The sequence below is a fragment of the Nocardia inohanensis NBRC 100128 genome (assembly GCF_001612945.1).
Classification (GTDB): Bacteria; Actinomycetota; Actinomycetes; order Mycobacteriales; family Mycobacteriaceae; genus Nocardia; species Nocardia inohanensis.
The window spans coordinates 206,721-221,023 of record NZ_BDBK01000001.1 but is presented as its reverse complement, the minus strand read 5'-3'; the positions used below and the strand labels follow the sequence as shown (position 1 = coordinate 221,023).

Below are 14,303 nucleotides of genomic sequence, written 5' to 3'. Positions count from 1 at the left end.
TCAGCACCCCGGCTTCCCGGCCGGGCAGAGCGGCGTATCGGTGATGACGGCTCCCGAATGGTCGATCTTGACGTAGGGGTTGTCGCTGTTGCGGGCGAACCACTCCAGCAACTTGGCCAGGTTCTGATTCATCCCCGCCAGCGCGTCCTTGTTGTTCAGCAAGTCGGCGACGGATTTGTCGATGGAGTCGTAGAGCGGCAGCAACGCCGGGCCCAGCTGTTTGTCCGCGGCGTCGAAAATCGGTGTGACATAGTCGTATGCGCGCCGCAGCTGGGCGACCATATTGATGAGCCCGTCCCGATTGCTCGCGATGACGCGGTACAGATCCAGCACATGCTGTCCGGCCAGCTGCAACCGGTCCAGCTTGTTCATCAGCATCTCAAGGTATTCCTTGGCCACATCGAGGGTGCGCGCGAATTCGCTGCGGCGCTGCACGATAATGGTCGAAAGGCTGTTGACGCTGTTCAGGATGCCGTTCAGCGCGTCGGGCTGCTGTTCGAAAGCCCCCGCCAATTTGGCGATGGTCTCGCGTAGTTTGCCCGCGTCCAGCGCGGTCAGCGCCGGGGTCGCCTGCTCCAGCGCCGAGGACAGGTCATAGGGCGTGCGGGTGCGTTCGCGCGGAATCACCTTGCCCGCGGCGGTTCCGGCGCCGGCCGGTTCCACCGTGACGAAGCGGCCGCCGATCGGAGTCAGCAGCCGGATCGTCACCCGGGAATCCACGCCCACATGCACTTTGGAGTCGAGGCCGAACGCGATCTCGGCATGATCACCCACCAGGGTCACACTGCGCACCTTGCCGATGGAGATCCCCGCGACCCGCACATCGTCACCGGTCCGCACATCGCCGGAGTTGGCGAACTCGGCCCGGTACACCGTCTCCCCGAACGGGATGACGAAGGCTCCGACCGCGGCGACCAGGGCCGCGACCGTCACCAGAATGGCCGCGATGCCGATCCGGAATTCGAACTTGCTCTGCGCCGCGGTGCTGCGAATAGTCATGCGCGGCAGCCGGATCCGCGGGACCGAAAGCCTTTCGAAGGCGAAGTTCGGAGTGGGCAGGTTCATTTGCAGCTCTCCATCCGCTCGATGCCCATGACGACGGTGACCGGGATGGGCAGTCCGCTCAGGCAGCTCCACTTGTCGCCCGCCTCGGGCTCGAGGATGAGGCTGTTCATGGTCTGCGCGGCGGTCGGCACGGCGGCCAGCACCTGCCGGATGAAGGTCACCATGTCGGGGCCGAGCAGGGTGTTGTACAGGCGTTCCATGCCCGGGAAGTTGTCGTAGTAGACCCCGGCGAGCCGGTCCAGCATCGGCATGGCGGCGTTCAGGCCCGGAATCGCCTTCTCGATCAGGCTGTTCAGCGCATCGAGTTTGCCGTACACGCTGTCGACCAACCCGAGCACCTGGTCGAGCATGCGGTCGATCTTGGGTGACTGCCCTTCGAACCGGTTGAGCAGCCCGGACATATTGTCCGCCAGCAGCATGACCACCGGTTCCTGACCCGAGGCCACCGCGATGATCTTGTCCAGGCTGTCCATCACCGGCCCCAGCCCGCGCCCGTCGCCGGAGGCCACCAGCAGCAGGTTCTCCAGGAACTTGTCCACCGACCCGGAGGAGAGCGTCTCGAAGATGGGCCGGACGGCATCGAAGAGCTCGGAGATGTCGAAGGCCCCGTGCGTGCGTTCGATGGGAATCGTGCTGCCCGCGGCCAGCTTCCGGCCGGGCGCGACCTTCTGTTGCAGGGCCAGGTAGCGGTCGCCGATGAGCGAGGAGAACAGCACCGACGCCTCGGTGTTGTCGTACACCTCCTGTCCCTCGGCGACGGTGAACTCCACGTAGGCGACGGTGCCGTCGAGGGCGATGGTGGTGATCTTGCCGACCTGTACGCCCGCCATGCGCACGTCCGAACCCTGCTTCAGACCGGAGACATCGGCGATGTGCGCGGCGAAGCTCCGGGTGGCGCCCTTCACCGGTGTTTGCAGCGCGGTCCAGATCATCGCGCCCATGAGTGCGATCACGATGCCGACGACGGTGAGCCGAATGGCCGCGGTACGAACGTTTTTCACCGTTGACCCCCCTCGCCGCCGAAGAGCCCCGCCGGAATCGGCAGGCCGGGAATCTGCGGCAGCGCCCCGACCCCGGGGAGCTGCGGGCCGGTCGCCGCCGGGCCGGCCGCGACCGACTTGGGATCACCTGCGAGATAAGGCAATCCGGCCAGGAGCAGCTGGATCTTCATCGACACCGTCCCATCGGGATTGGCGACGAAGGATTTGTCGATCTGATCGAGCAATTGCGGAATCCTGGTGTAGAAGCTGGTGAGTCCGCCGGCCGCACCGCCGATCGGGTCGAGCACGCTGATCAGGGCGTCGACCACCGAGGAGAAGCCGGGCTGCGGGAAGATCTGCAAGGCGTCGCCGATGACCTGGGCGATCAATGTCGCGACGGCCTCGAGGTCGTCGTGATGCCCGGTGAGGAAGGCCAGCCGCGCGGCCTGCGCACGAAATCCGACCAGCACATCGTGGGAGACGCGCACCAGATCACCGCTGGCGGCGGCCCCCTGTTGCAGGCTCGGTCGCGCGTCCAATCCGACCAGCATCTCGTCGCCGACCTTCATCCGGCCGATATCGATGGCGGTGGAGATCATCTTGCCGATGCCGTCGGCACTGCCCTCGAAGTTCAGCACCTTGCCGATGCGCCCGATCGGTTCGGCGTCGATCTTGCCGAATTGCTCACCGACGGTGCGGACCACGGTGGTGACGGTGACGGTCTGGCTGTCCCGGGGCAGCGTGACGGTGGCCCCGTTGCTCAGCTGTTTGCCGCGCGGACCGAGATAGAACAGCTCCAGCGCGGTCATGCCGAGGGTATTGGAGGAGACGAAGCGGGCCTTGACATTGTCGGCGAGGAATTTCGCGTTCTGCGGTTCCAGCGAGAGCCGCACGAATTGGCTGTCCGCGCCCCGGGTTTCGATCTTGCTGACCTGTCCGATGCGCAGCCCGTCCATTTTCACGTCGGCGCCCTCGACAATGCCCTCACCGACCTGCTCGGCCGCGATGTTCACAATGAACTCGGGCGTGAAACCGCCCTTCACATAGGTGGTGAACAGCAGCGACACCGTCATCAGCACGGCACCGCCCACCACCCCGGTGATCAGCAGCTGCCACGGTTTGGGGCCGCGCCCGTTGATCGCCTGGTATTTCCCGATTCCCATGCGCTAACCCGTAATTCGTATATCGCTGACGAGCATTCCCCACAGTGCGGTGGTCAGCGTCAGATCCAGAATGATGATCAGCACCAGGCTGGCGCGAATGGCGCGCCCGGAGGCCACCCCGACGCCCTCCGGGCCGCCCGAGGCGTAGAAGCCGTAATAGGAGTGCACCAGGATGATGACGATGACGAACACCACCGCCTTGAACAGCGAGAGGAAGACGTCCTTCGGGTTCAGGAAGGCTTGGAAGTAGTGGTCGTAGGTGCCGCCCGCCTGCCCGTGCACCACCTTGATGAAGAACGCCGTCGCGAAGTAGCTGCACGCCAGTGACGCCAGGTACACCGGGATCACGATGAGCACGCCGGCGATGACGCGAGTGGTGACCACGAACGGAATCGGTTCCACCGCAGTGGCTTCCAGCGCGTCGATCTCCTCGGAGATGCGCATGGAGCCGATCTCGGCGGTGATCCGGCAGCCGGCCTGCGCCGCGAAGGCGATGGCCGCGATGAGCGGCGCCAGCTCGCGGGTATTGGCGAAGGAGGAGATGAAGCCGGTGAGCGGGCCCATGGCCATCATGTCCAGCAGCCGGAAGGCTTCGATGCCGATCATCGCCCCGGTCATCAAGCCCATGAAGACCACCACGCCCACGGTGCCGCCGCCGACGATGACGCGGCCGTTGCCCCAGCCGATATCCATGAACACCACGCCGATCTGGCGGCGATAGCGATGCAGGGTGCGCGGTACGGCGCGCAGTACGTGGTAGGCGAAGGCGAATTGGTGCCCGAGCCCGACCAGCGGGGTGGCCACATTCGCGGCGCGTTGGGCCGAATGCAGGCCCAGCGCACGGTATTTGGACGGAATGACCATCAGATACCCCCGCTCTCCGGGAACCAGATGGTGAGCAATTGGGTGATGAGCACGTTCGCGGCGAAGGTGATCATCACGCCCAGCACGACGGTGGCGTTCACGCAGTCGGCGACGCCCTTGGGGCCGCCGGACGCCTCGAATCCGCGCTGACTCGCCACCAGTACCACCAGAATTCCGAAGACCGTCGTCTTGATGACGGCGATGATCAGGTCGGTGGTGCTGGAGAACGCGGCGAAGGAATTGAAGAAGGCCCCCGGCACCCCGCCCTGCACAAGGGTCATGGTGTAGATCGTCGACATGCCGACGAAGACCACCAGAATGCACATCAGCGGACCGACCAGGAACATGGCGGCCAGACGCGGCGCCACCAGCCGGTGATTGGGATTGATGCCCAGCGTGCGAATGGCGTCGATCTCCTCGCGGATCTTGCGCGCCCCCAGGTCGGCGGCGACCGCCGCACCCACCGCGCCGCCCATGAGAATGCCCGAAATCATCGGGGCCGCTTGGCGAATGACGCCCAAACCGCCCGCCGCGCCGGCCTGTGAGGTCGCGCCGACCTGCGCGGCGAGCGACCCCGCCTGGATCTGAATGATCGCCCCGAGCGGGACCGAGATGAGGATGGCGGGCCAGCCCGACACGCTCATCATGAACCACGCCTGGGTGAGCGTTTCGCGCCACGGGTGCCGGAGTTTCGCCGCGTCGCGCACCAGCCCGTACACCGAATCACCGGCCAGCAGCACGAATCGGCCGAAGGTGCCGATGGAGCCCAGCAGCGTGGTCCAGGCCCACAGCACCAGCCCGACCAGCGGGTGCAGCACCGGCGGCACCGAATCACGCAGGGCGGGCCCGGATTCGGGGTCGAGTTCGGCCGCTTCGGGATCCTGATCCGGATTGTCGTGTTCCCGTTCGGATTCAGGCATCTGAACCGCCATCGCATTCATAAGAGCCCTTTTCGAACAGCGCAAACGTGCATCGTTTCCCCTCCGGCTTTACTGTCTGAGACAGACAGGTCACCGACTCTACTAGCCGCGGACCGCGCTGTCCGCCGTTTCGATCAAGCTCGGGCGGCTAGGGTTGCCACCACTCGACCACCGGCTGCACGACAGGGTCACCGTCGCGCACCATGGTCAATTCGCCAATGGTGAGATGCACCGAAATCGTTGTGCCCGCGCCCACCCAGGCCCCGCCGCCGCCGGAGATCCCGATCCGGATCGGGGTGCCGGTGGCCAATTCGTAAGCCTTGAAATACGATCCGCACACGACGAAGAGAGTCTGCGCGGTGGAGCCCACCACCGTGGCCCGATTCCATTCGTCGCACCGCGCTGACCTGCCGTCACCACTGAACCAGCCGTATTGATTCGCCGATTTGTCGGCGAAGCCGGGGCGCGCGCTCGGCGGCGCCGCGGTATAGGCGGCGTCATCCGGGAGAGTCGGGAACACCGGCTCGGCCGGCCGCGCCGCCTTGGGTGCGGTGGTCTGCTCGGCATGTGTGGTGGGCACCGGGGAGGAGCTCGCGGCGGGCGCTTCCGCCACCACGATGATCGGCGGCGGCGCGCCCGGATGGGTCCGGAACCACATCGCCAGGCCGCCTCCCCCGGCGACCGACGCGGCGGCGATCAGCAATGCGGACGCGTAGGCGAACCTCGGCCCCGGCGGCTTGCGCGAGCCTTCCACCGGCCCTCCCTGGAGATTTGATACACACCGACTGAGACAGTTGTTAGCATACTGTGACCCATCACCTAGGCAAACGCAAATTGCGATCACGATCACGCGGAGGGGCCATGAAAATACATATGAGAGCGGCTATTTCGATAGCGGCCGCCGCAGCAGCACTGTCTCTGACACTGACCGGGTGCGGTGGCAGCAATGTACGCAGCAGCGATGTCACCATTACCGTTGCGCCCACCACCGGCACCGGCGCGACAACCGCCGCCGGAATTCCCGCGGCCCTCACCGCCGAACAGCTGGACAAGAAGTTGCAGGACCTGTTCGGCAAGGGCAAACAGGTCTCCGATGATCAGCGGCTCGCCATCGTGGCGGGCGGCGAGAAGTTCCGCTCGGATCTGCCGGAACTGTCGAAGGCGCTGTCGGAGAACCCGAATGCCGCGTTCGGCGTGGTCGCCGGGTCCGTGGTGATCAACGGCGAGGTGCTGGAGGCCGAGTTCTGGCTGGACAAGGACGGCAATGGCAATCGGCGATCCGCGCCGCTGAATCTGACCCCGGTCAACGGGGAGTGGAAGATTCCGGTCAGCGAGATCTGCGGAATTCTCGCCCAGACCGATTACAAGTCCCCGGCCTGCACCTCCTAGGCCCGGGCTTTTCGGAGGGGAGATCCGATCGTGTTCCAATGGATGGGGCGCTGGACCTATCGCGCCCGCTACGCCGTCATCGCCGGATTCGTTGCGCTGATGGGGGTTTCGGGGATTTTCGGGCTCGGATATCAGGACGAGCTGACCGCGCAGGGGTTCTTCGACGACAGCAGTGAATCGGTGGCCGGGACCGAATTGGCCGACGACACCTTCGGGCGGGACTTCGACGGCGATGTGATCGCGCTGTACACCGCGCCGGCCGGGAAGCACATCACCGATCCTGATATCGAAGAGGCGGGCAAGCGGCTCACGCAGACGCTGCTCACCGATTACCGGACGCAGATCAAGGACGTCAGCGGATATTGGAACGGGAGCCTGGGCAAGACCCGGTTCATCGACGAATCCAAGACCCGGGCGTTCCTGTCCATCGGATTACAGGGCGAGGGCGATCAGGACAGCGTCGGCCACTACCACCGGATCGCGGACAAGCTCGGCATTCCCGGGCTGTCGGTGCAGATCGCGGGGCGGGTGCCGGTGGCGGACGCGGTCGGGCTGACCATGCAGGCCGATATCGATCGCATGCACTTGATCGCGTTGCCGGTGGTGGCCATTGTGCTGTTGTTCGTCTTCGGCGGGGTGATCGCGGCCTCGCTGCCGATGATCGTGGGCGGGCTCACCATCGCCGGGGCGTGGGGGGTGATGAAGGTGCTCACCGGGGTGATGCAGGTGCATCAATTCGCCGACGCGGTGATCTCGCTGATCGGGCTGGGGCTGGCCATCGACTACGGATTGTTCGTGGTGAGCCGGTTCCGGGAGGAGATCGCGGAGGGCAAATCCACCGAAGAAGCTGTGCGCGTGACGGTTTCGACCGCCGGGCGGACCATCGTGTTCTCGGCGACCATCATCGTGGTGTGCGTGGCGGGGGTGCTGATCTTCCCGATGACCTTCCTGCGCTCGGTGGCGCTGGGGGCGCTGACGGCGGTGGTGCTGGCCGCATTGCTCTCCATCACGGTGCCGCCGGCCATGCTCGCGGTGCTCGGTAAGCGCGTGGACGCCTTCGGCTTCGAACGGTTCTCGCGCACCAGGACCAGCGCGCAGATCGATGCCTCGTTCTGGTCGCGGCTGGCGAGCTGGGCGATGCGGCGGCCGTCGCTGCTGGCGTACCCGATCATGCTGGTGCTGCTCGGGTTGATCCTGCCGTTCACGCACGTGGAGTTCGCGGGGCTGACCGAGAAGTATCTGCCGCCGGGGAACGAAACCCGTTCGGCGCAGCAGGATTTCGATGCGGTGTTCCCCAAGGAGCGGGTGTCGCCGGTGAAGCTGGTGATCGAGGGCGCGGATCGGGCCACCGTCGGCGCGATCATCGAGGCGGCGAACAAGGTGCCGGGACGGACGGGGAATTTCGAGAAGCCGTTCTCCAATGGGGTGGCCAAGGACGGGGTGAACATCAAGGTCTATCAATCCGGGCTGGCCGATCCGAAGAACGCCGATGCGGTGATCGCCGGATTGCGGGCCATCGATCCGCCCGCCGGGGTGAGCATGTATGTCACGGGTCTGCCGGTGCTGGAAAGGGATTCGATTCACGGCGTGATCGACCGATTGCCCTGGCTGCTCGCCGTTCTGGTGCTGGCCTCGTTCCTGATGATGTTCCTGGCCTTCGGCTCGTTCGTGCTGCCGCTCAAGGCGGTAGTGGTGAGCGCGCTGAGCCTCACCGCCACGCTCGGTTTCCTGTCGTTCGTCTTCTACGACGGGCACGGGGCCGGGCTGCTGGACTTCACGCCGCAGCCGTTGAGCTTCCCGGTGCTGGTGATCATCGTCGCCATCATCTTCGGGCTCTCCACCGACTACGAGATCTTCCTGATGTCGCGGATGGCCGAGGCGCGGGCCAAGGGCGCGGACACCCCGGAGGCCATCCGGTACGGGACCGCGCACACCGGCGGCATCATCACCGCGGCGGCCCTGGTGCTGATCGTGGTGACGGGGGCGTTCGGGCTCTCGGATCTGGTGCTCATGAAGTACATCGCCTACGGGATGATCGTCGCTCTGATCTTGGACGCCAGCGTGATTCGCCTGCTGCTGGTGCCGTCGATCATGCGGATTCTGGGCGATCGCTGCTGGTGGGCTCCGGCGTGGGCGAAACGGCTACAGGCCCGGATCGGGATGGCGGAGTACGAGACCGGCGGGGATGCCCCCGACGCGGAAACGACCGCACAGGAAGTGACGGTATGAAATACACCGGATGGTTCGCATTGTCGGCGGCGCTGCTCGTCGCGGGAGGTCTGCTCGACGCTCCCGTCGCAGCCGCGCCCGGCTCCACCGCGACGATCGACTGCAAGGCGACCCGTACCGACGGGTCGTGGCTGGAAGTCAGCTGCTACAACAATGATTCGTCGGCGGGCGTGGTGGACGTGTTCTACGTGTGCAGCACACCCCTGGATTTCGATCGGCAGATCGTGTTCGACGAACCCGGCAACTACATCGCGGCCGGTTCCACCCTGCGTCTGTCGCGGGACTGCGGCGCGGATCAGCGGGTGGTGACCTACCAGGTGCTGGGCTACACCGAGTTCCAGCAGAACGACCTGACCGAACGGCAGCGGCAGATCCGGGAGCAACGAGACCGGGCGGTCGGCCGGTAGCTTCGCTTTGCGCCGACCCAAACCGTCTGGGACACTTTTCTCGGTGCTCGTCGCGGACGAGCGGGAAAAGGGGAGATGCGATGGCGAAACAGGTGGCGGAGAACGGAATCGACGCGGACGCGATCAGCGACCGCCTACTCGAAGCGGCGGTCGCGTATATCGTCGACCAGGTCACCGGCGAGGCGCTCGTCGAACACGCGGATTCGATTCTGCGCGATACCTTCGCGGTCGCCGAGACCATGAAGGTCTCCGAAGTGCTGGCTCCGGAATCGGTGCAGCAGACCGCATTGTCGATCATCGAATTGCTGAACAGCAGCGCACTGAACCGGCAGTTGTTCGAAGCACTGGCGGATGCCCTCTACGACCTGTCCGCCAATGACGAATTCCGGCTGGGCGAGGTGGTGGACCGCGAGGGTGTCGCCACCCTGATCGCGACCGTGCTCGGCATGCACACCATGTTCGAGCGCGGTCTCGACCGGTTCGCCCAGAGTCCCCTGGTCGGCACCGTCGCCGCCACCTTCGTCAATCGCATCGTCGCGGGCGCGGCCGATGCCGCCCGCACCCGCGCCGAGAAGATCCCGGTCGTGAAATCCGCACTCTCCCTTGGTGATCGGACGGTCGGCAAGATGCTCAATGCCGGCGACCGGGCATTCGGCGAGCGCCTCGGGGAGGCCGGCGCCGCGGCCGCGCAGTACGCGGTGAAGCGCACCAACCACGCCATCCTGACCGTCATCAAAGAGACGCCGCTGAACGAGGCGGCCCTGGAAGTCTACGACCTGTTCGCCAACGAACCCGTCAGCGATCTGCGCGAATTCATCGAAGTGGAGGAATTGCGCGCCCTCATCGGCGCGACCTTCGACCTGGTGACCACCGTGAAGAATCGCGACTACCTAGCCGAATTGATCGGCGACGCGACCCGAATCCTGCTGGGATACTACGGCGATTACACGGTGGCCGGCCTCTGGAAGGAAGTCGGCGTCACCCCGGAACTCCTGCGCGACGAATTCGTACGCTACGCCCCGCCGGTAATCGAATTGGCGAAACAGGACGGAGTGCTGGCCGGATTGATCCGCCGGCGAGTAGCACCGTTCTTCCGCTCCGACACCGTCCGAGAAATCTTGCAATCCGCCTGAGACACCGATACCCCAACCCCGGCCACTCCCCCGTGGTGTACCCACCGGGGGAGTCCTGCCCTCCGAGGCGACCCGCCCCACTCTCCTGTTGCCCGACGCCTGCCCCCTGTAGTCTCGGAACGCGGGTCGTCTCCTCGGAATTCCGGTTAATGTCGATCTGCGTGTTCGCGATTCACATCTCAATCGATCCGCATCGTCGCGGATGTCAGTAGGTCCGCGATTCAAGGAGAGTTGATGGCGGCAGTCTCCGCCGATCCTGTTCCCGGGAGTGACGTTTCCGGTATCGAAGTTCCCGGTGGGGACGGTGCCGGGCCCGGAGTGGTCCGCAGAGCGCTGCCCACCGTGGTGTGCACCGGCATCATCGCCGCGGCGGTGGTGTGGCAGCGGGAGGCCGTCGAGACCGGTATTCATACGTTGCTCACCGCCGATCCGAAGTGGCTGGCGGTGGCGTTGCTGGCGACGCTCGGGTTGTGGCCCACCTCGGTGCTCATGCTGCGCGGGTCGATTCCCGCGCAGACCTGTTCGCGGCGGCTGTTCGCGCTGCAACTGGCGGTGCCGGCGATCGGGTTGATTCCGGCGGCGGCGCTGCTCATCCGGTTGCGGTTCCTGCGCAAGGCGGGGCTCAGTCATACGACGGCGGTGGCGTCGATGACGCTGTTCGGGTTCGCGGCGTTCGCGGTGCGGATTCCGCTGGTCGTGGTGGCGTTGCTGGCTACTCCCGCGCTCATCGATCGCACGGGCGCGCAAGCCCCCTGGCACGATTTGGGTTCGAAGCCGGCCGGAATCTGGCATGCGGTGATCGACAACCCTTGGCACACAGCGGCGATCGGCGCGGCGGGGGCGGTGATCGTGACCGGGCTGGTCACGGCCGGTGCGCTGATGCTGCGCCGGCGGATCGCCGCGCAGGGTGGGTGGCGGGCGCTGCCGGCCCGCCTGCGCCGCACGCGCCGCGATGCCACCTCCGCCTGGAAATCGGTGGCGGGTACCGCCTTCCGCCCGCGCCGCGCCGCCGCACTCTGGTTGTGCGCGCTCGCGCAACCGCTGCTCATGGTGATCGCCCTGTGGGCGGTGCTGCACGCGGTCGGCACGGATCTGAGCCTCGCCGACACCTTCGTGGTCGAGCTGGTCACGGTCGCGCTGGCGCCGCTGCTGCCCTCACCGAACGGCGTCGGCAGCAAGGAGATCACCATTGCCGCCGGACTCACCGCCGTGGCCGGGCTCTCCGCGGGCGTGGCCGTCGCCGCCGCACTCGGCTTCCGCCTGCTCACCTTCTGGTGCCAAATCCCGCTCGGCGTAGCCTCTTTCGCCTGGCTGAGCCATCGGCGAGCGATCTAGGCGTCACGGGGCAGGGTGTCGTAGTCACCGCTTCGGTTCGAGGCGGTGTGTTGTTAAGGTGGCGATGTGAGTTCTCCGGAGGCGTCCGAACGGTAGCCGCTCGGCCTGAGTGCCGGGCGGCGTTGTGAGTGTGGTTCCCGCGGGTTGCCCAGCGACCGGCGGCATTCGAGCATTCGCAATGCCGGAAGGGTCGCTTCTTGCTGTCGGGCGATGAATCGCTCGATTCCGCAACCGTTCAGGGTGTCGCCAGGTCAGCGGCGCTCTTTTTTCCGGGGAGTTCTCTCTTATGCCCGTTGTGGTGTTCGTGCTGGCTGTCGCGGTGTTCGCGCAGGGCACGTCCGAGTTCATGGTGTCGGGATTGCTGGAACGGATTTCGAGCGATGTCGGTGTTTCGCTCGGTACCGCTGGATTACTGACCTCGCTGTTCGCGGCCGGGATGGTGTTGGGTGCGCCATTGATGGCGATGGCGGCGGGCCGCTTGCCGGTCAGGTATTCGGTCGCCGCGTTCCTGGCATTGTTCTGTGCCGCTCATATCGTCGGCGCTGTCGCGACCGGGTTCGGGGTATTGCTCGTGACTCGCGTCGTCGCGGCGGTTGCCAATGCCGGGTTCTTGGCGATCGTATTGGCCGCGCTGCCGGGGCTGGTCGGCCCGGCGTTGATCGGCCGAGCGACTTCGGTGGTGGTGTCGGGGGTGACTGTCGCCTGCATCGCCGGTGTTCCCGCGGGGACCTGGCTGGGGCAGGTTTGGGGTTGGCGCTCGACGTTCTGGGCGGTTGCCGTCATCAGCGCGGCGGTGCTCGTGCCGGTGTGGGTGATGCTCGGTCGCGATGCGCGTAACGATGATCGGCCGCAAGCGCTTTCGATGTGGCGGGAATGGGCCGTAGTGGTGAGGCCGCCGGTTCGGGTCGCCGTGATCGCGGGCATCCTGGTCAACGCCGCCACCTTCGCCGGGTTCACCTACCTCGGCACCATCACGGTCGGCGCCGCCGGGAATGCCCGGTGGGTGCCGCTCGTACTGGCCTTGTTCGGTATCGGATCGTTCGCCGGCGTCACGCTGACCGGCCGCTTCAGCGACAGCCATCGCCGCGGCATCATCACCGCCGGAACGGTTGTGCTCGTAGGGGTTTGGCTGCTGGCAGCGCTGACCGCGCACTCACTGATCGCGGTGATGGTGATGTCGGTGGTGACCGGGGCCCTCGCATTCGGGATCGGGTCGACGCTGATCGCGACGATTGTGCGGACCGCCGCGCCGGCCGCACCGCGTATCGCCGGCGCCTTGGCGACCACCGCCTTCAATATCGGGGCGGTGCTCGGCCCGGTCTCCGCTGGTCTGGCCGTCGATCACACCGGCCACCCCGCCACGGCGTGGTGGTGCAGCGTCGTTTTCACGACCGCTGCGCTAGGCGTGGTCCTGACCGGTCGTCGTCGGCGCGGTACCGGCCCGGTCGAGCGGGTGCGCGCCGACGCGTGAACCCGGTCAGTTCTTCTTGCAGTCGATGGTGGCGAACTTGGCGACACCGCGCCATTCGGTCTGCGCGACACCGGCAGCCTGCCGCTTGCCCTTGGGCGCGTTCACCGTCACCGCGGGCAGGGCCTCCCCCGCCCAGGTCTCCGCGGTGCAGGTGAAGGTCTGTACTCCCGCCTGGGCGGGCGCGGCCGCCACCGCGTACATCGGGGCCATCGCCATGACGGCGACGGGCAAGCCAAGCAAGAACCTCGAACGCACAACAGCTCCTAATCTTTGGTGAGCGGGCCGATAGCGCCAGATTCTCGCATGGCCGTGGCGGTCCCGCGCGACACTCGCACGATCTTGCCGCTGCTGCGCTCCGGGGTGGGCGGCGCGCCGGTACGTTGGAGTCGACGCCCACGAAGGAGTCCTCTTGCACCTCATCGGCCTCATCCTCGGTTACGCCCTGACGCTGTTCCTGCTGGTGCTGCTGGTCCGGCTCATCCTCGATTGGATCGGGGTGCTCGGTAATACGCCCGCCTGGGCCGATCGCGTGCGCCCGGTCGTGTACCGGCTCACCGAACCGGTGATCGGCCCGGTGCGAAAAGTGCTGCGGCCCATCCGCGTCGGCGATGTCTCCATCGATCTGGCGTTCACGGCCGTATTCATCGTCGTGCTGGTGCTGCGGGCGGTCGCCTTCAGCCTCTAGCCCTGCCGCCGCACCATCTCGGTGATCCAGATCGGGGCGAAGGGTGAGGTGCAGTTAGGCGGGGTCGGGTAGTCCTTCAGGACTTCCAGGCGCTCGCCGATATCGAGAGCGCGGGCCCGGTATTCGGGGTGGGCGATGCCGATCTGGGCGAGGGTGGTGTTCATCGCCCATTGCAACCGCTCCGGTGCGTCCTTCATGTGTTTCTCGATCAGCTCCAGCAGACCGGCGAGGTCGAGTCCTTCGGGATTCTTCGCCACGCGATCAGCGGTCAGCGCCCAGCCGGCGCTCGCGACCACCGGGTCGGGATCGGCGAACCAGGCTTGCCGTAATTCCTCGGCATGCGGGTTCTTCTTCACCACGTAGCCGATCAGCCAGTCGAGGACTTTGGGGGTGCGGGCGGCGCGCACCATGGCATCCAGCTCCGTGCGCTCGAATGCCTTGGGCTTGCAGATCAGCAATGCCAGCAGCTTGGCCGCGCTGTCATCGGTGCGCCACAGCTGCCGGGCCAGTTCCGGCTGGGTTTTCAGCTGTTTCGCGAGCGCCCGCAGCTTGGTCAGGTTCACGCCGTGATCGTCGCCGTGCTTCTCGTTCACCGCGCGGATCTTCGGTTCCTCGAGTGCGGCCAGTTCGGCCAGCACCTGGTCCAGGGTCGTCTCGGCCAC

15 protein-coding genes are annotated in these 14,303 nt (G+C 66.2%); 7 read left to right on the top strand and 8 right to left on the bottom strand.

What is annotated here, in order from left to right; translation table 11 throughout:
- The 6 genes from NI1_RS01025 to NI1_RS01000 all read right to left on the bottom strand — a co-directional run bounded on the left by NI1_RS01025 (nt 1) and on the right by NI1_RS01000 (nt 5,746).
- Complete coding sequence (locus NI1_RS01025) at nt 1-1,065, bottom strand: MCE family protein (RefSeq protein WP_067813158.1); 1,065 nt, start codon at nt 1,063-1,065, stop codon at nt 1-3.
- The gene (locus NI1_RS01020) at nt 1,062-2,066 is read right to left on the bottom strand and encodes an MlaD family protein (protein WP_067813156.1); all 1,005 of its coding nucleotides are present in this window, start codon (nt 2,064-2,066) and stop codon (nt 1,062-1,064) included. The genes NI1_RS01025 and NI1_RS01020 overlap by 4 nt, the downstream gene beginning before the upstream one ends.
- Nucleotides 2,063-3,208, bottom strand: a complete 1,146-nt coding sequence (locus tag NI1_RS01015; RefSeq protein ID WP_067813155.1) for an MlaD family protein — start codon at nt 3,206-3,208, stop codon at nt 2,063-2,065. Before NI1_RS01015 ends, NI1_RS01020 begins: the two co-directional genes overlap by 4 nt.
- Before the next feature lie 3 nt (nt 3,209-3,211).
- Nucleotides 3,212-4,072, bottom strand: a complete 861-nt coding sequence (locus tag NI1_RS01010) for an ABC transporter permease (RefSeq protein ID WP_067813153.1) — start codon at nt 4,070-4,072, stop codon at nt 3,212-3,214.
- Nucleotides 4,072-4,992, bottom strand: a complete 921-nt coding sequence (locus tag NI1_RS01005; protein WP_084522640.1) for an MlaE family ABC transporter permease — start codon at nt 4,990-4,992, stop codon at nt 4,072-4,074. Before NI1_RS01005 ends, NI1_RS01010 begins: the two co-directional genes overlap by 1 nt.
- A gap of 148 nt (nt 4,993-5,140) precedes the next feature.
- Nucleotides 5,141-5,746: a hypothetical protein gene (locus NI1_RS01000; RefSeq protein ID WP_067813151.1), complete on the bottom strand. Its 606-nt coding sequence runs from the start codon at nt 5,744-5,746 to the stop codon at nt 5,141-5,143.
- Nucleotides 5,747-5,865: 119 nt separating this feature from the next.
- Between NI1_RS01000 and NI1_RS00995 the strand changes: the two genes are divergently transcribed.
- From NI1_RS00995 to NI1_RS00970, 6 genes are all read left to right on the top strand, one after another.
- On the top strand, nt 5,866-6,381 hold the full coding sequence (locus NI1_RS00995) for an MTB12 C-terminal domain-containing protein (RefSeq protein ID WP_067813149.1): 516 nt from the start codon (nt 5,866-5,868) through the stop codon (nt 6,379-6,381).
- Nucleotides 6,382-6,411: 30 nt separating this feature from the next.
- On the top strand, nt 6,412-8,610 hold the full coding sequence (locus NI1_RS00990) for an MMPL family transporter (RefSeq protein WP_067813147.1): 2,199 nt from the start codon (nt 6,412-6,414) through the stop codon (nt 8,608-8,610).
- Nucleotides 8,607-9,017 carry a hypothetical protein gene (locus tag NI1_RS00985; RefSeq protein WP_067813146.1) on the top strand — a complete coding sequence of 137 codons (411 nt, stop codon included), beginning with the start codon at nt 8,607-8,609 and terminating at the stop codon, nt 9,015-9,017. The genes NI1_RS00990 and NI1_RS00985 overlap by 4 nt, the downstream gene beginning before the upstream one ends.
- Nucleotides 9,018-9,097: 80 nt before the next feature.
- The gene (locus NI1_RS00980; RefSeq protein WP_067813145.1) at nt 9,098-10,150 is read left to right on the top strand and encodes a hypothetical protein; all 1,053 of its coding nucleotides are present in this window, start codon (nt 9,098-9,100) and stop codon (nt 10,148-10,150) included.
- Between the two features lie 234 nt (nt 10,151-10,384).
- Nucleotides 10,385-11,485, top strand: coding sequence for a lysylphosphatidylglycerol synthase transmembrane domain-containing protein (locus NI1_RS00975; protein WP_084522438.1), 1,101 nt, complete (start codon nt 10,385-10,387; stop codon nt 11,483-11,485).
- 286 nt (nt 11,486-11,771) lie between these two features.
- Nucleotides 11,772-12,956, top strand: a complete 1,185-nt coding sequence (locus NI1_RS00970; RefSeq protein WP_067813142.1) for a Cmx/CmrA family chloramphenicol efflux MFS transporter — start codon at nt 11,772-11,774, stop codon at nt 12,954-12,956.
- A 6-nt stretch (nt 12,957-12,962) separates the two neighbouring features.
- On the opposite strand, the gene NI1_RS00965 is transcribed toward NI1_RS00970, so the two are convergent.
- Nucleotides 12,963-13,211 carry a hypothetical protein gene (locus tag NI1_RS00965; RefSeq protein WP_157534876.1) on the bottom strand — a complete coding sequence of 83 codons (249 nt, stop codon included), beginning with the start codon at nt 13,209-13,211 and terminating at the stop codon, nt 12,963-12,965.
- A gap of 154 nt (nt 13,212-13,365) precedes the next feature.
- Between NI1_RS00965 and NI1_RS00960 the strand changes: the two genes are divergently transcribed.
- Nucleotides 13,366-13,641, top strand: a complete 276-nt coding sequence (locus NI1_RS00960) for a YggT family protein (protein ID WP_067813138.1) — start codon at nt 13,366-13,368, stop codon at nt 13,639-13,641.
- Here the strand turns inward: NI1_RS00960 and NI1_RS00955 are convergent.
- The gene (locus NI1_RS00955; RefSeq protein WP_067813136.1) at nt 13,638-14,303 is read right to left on the bottom strand and encodes a DNA alkylation repair protein; all 666 of its coding nucleotides are present in this window, start codon (nt 14,301-14,303) and stop codon (nt 13,638-13,640) included. The two genes, NI1_RS00960 and NI1_RS00955, sit on opposite strands and share 4 nt — an antisense overlap.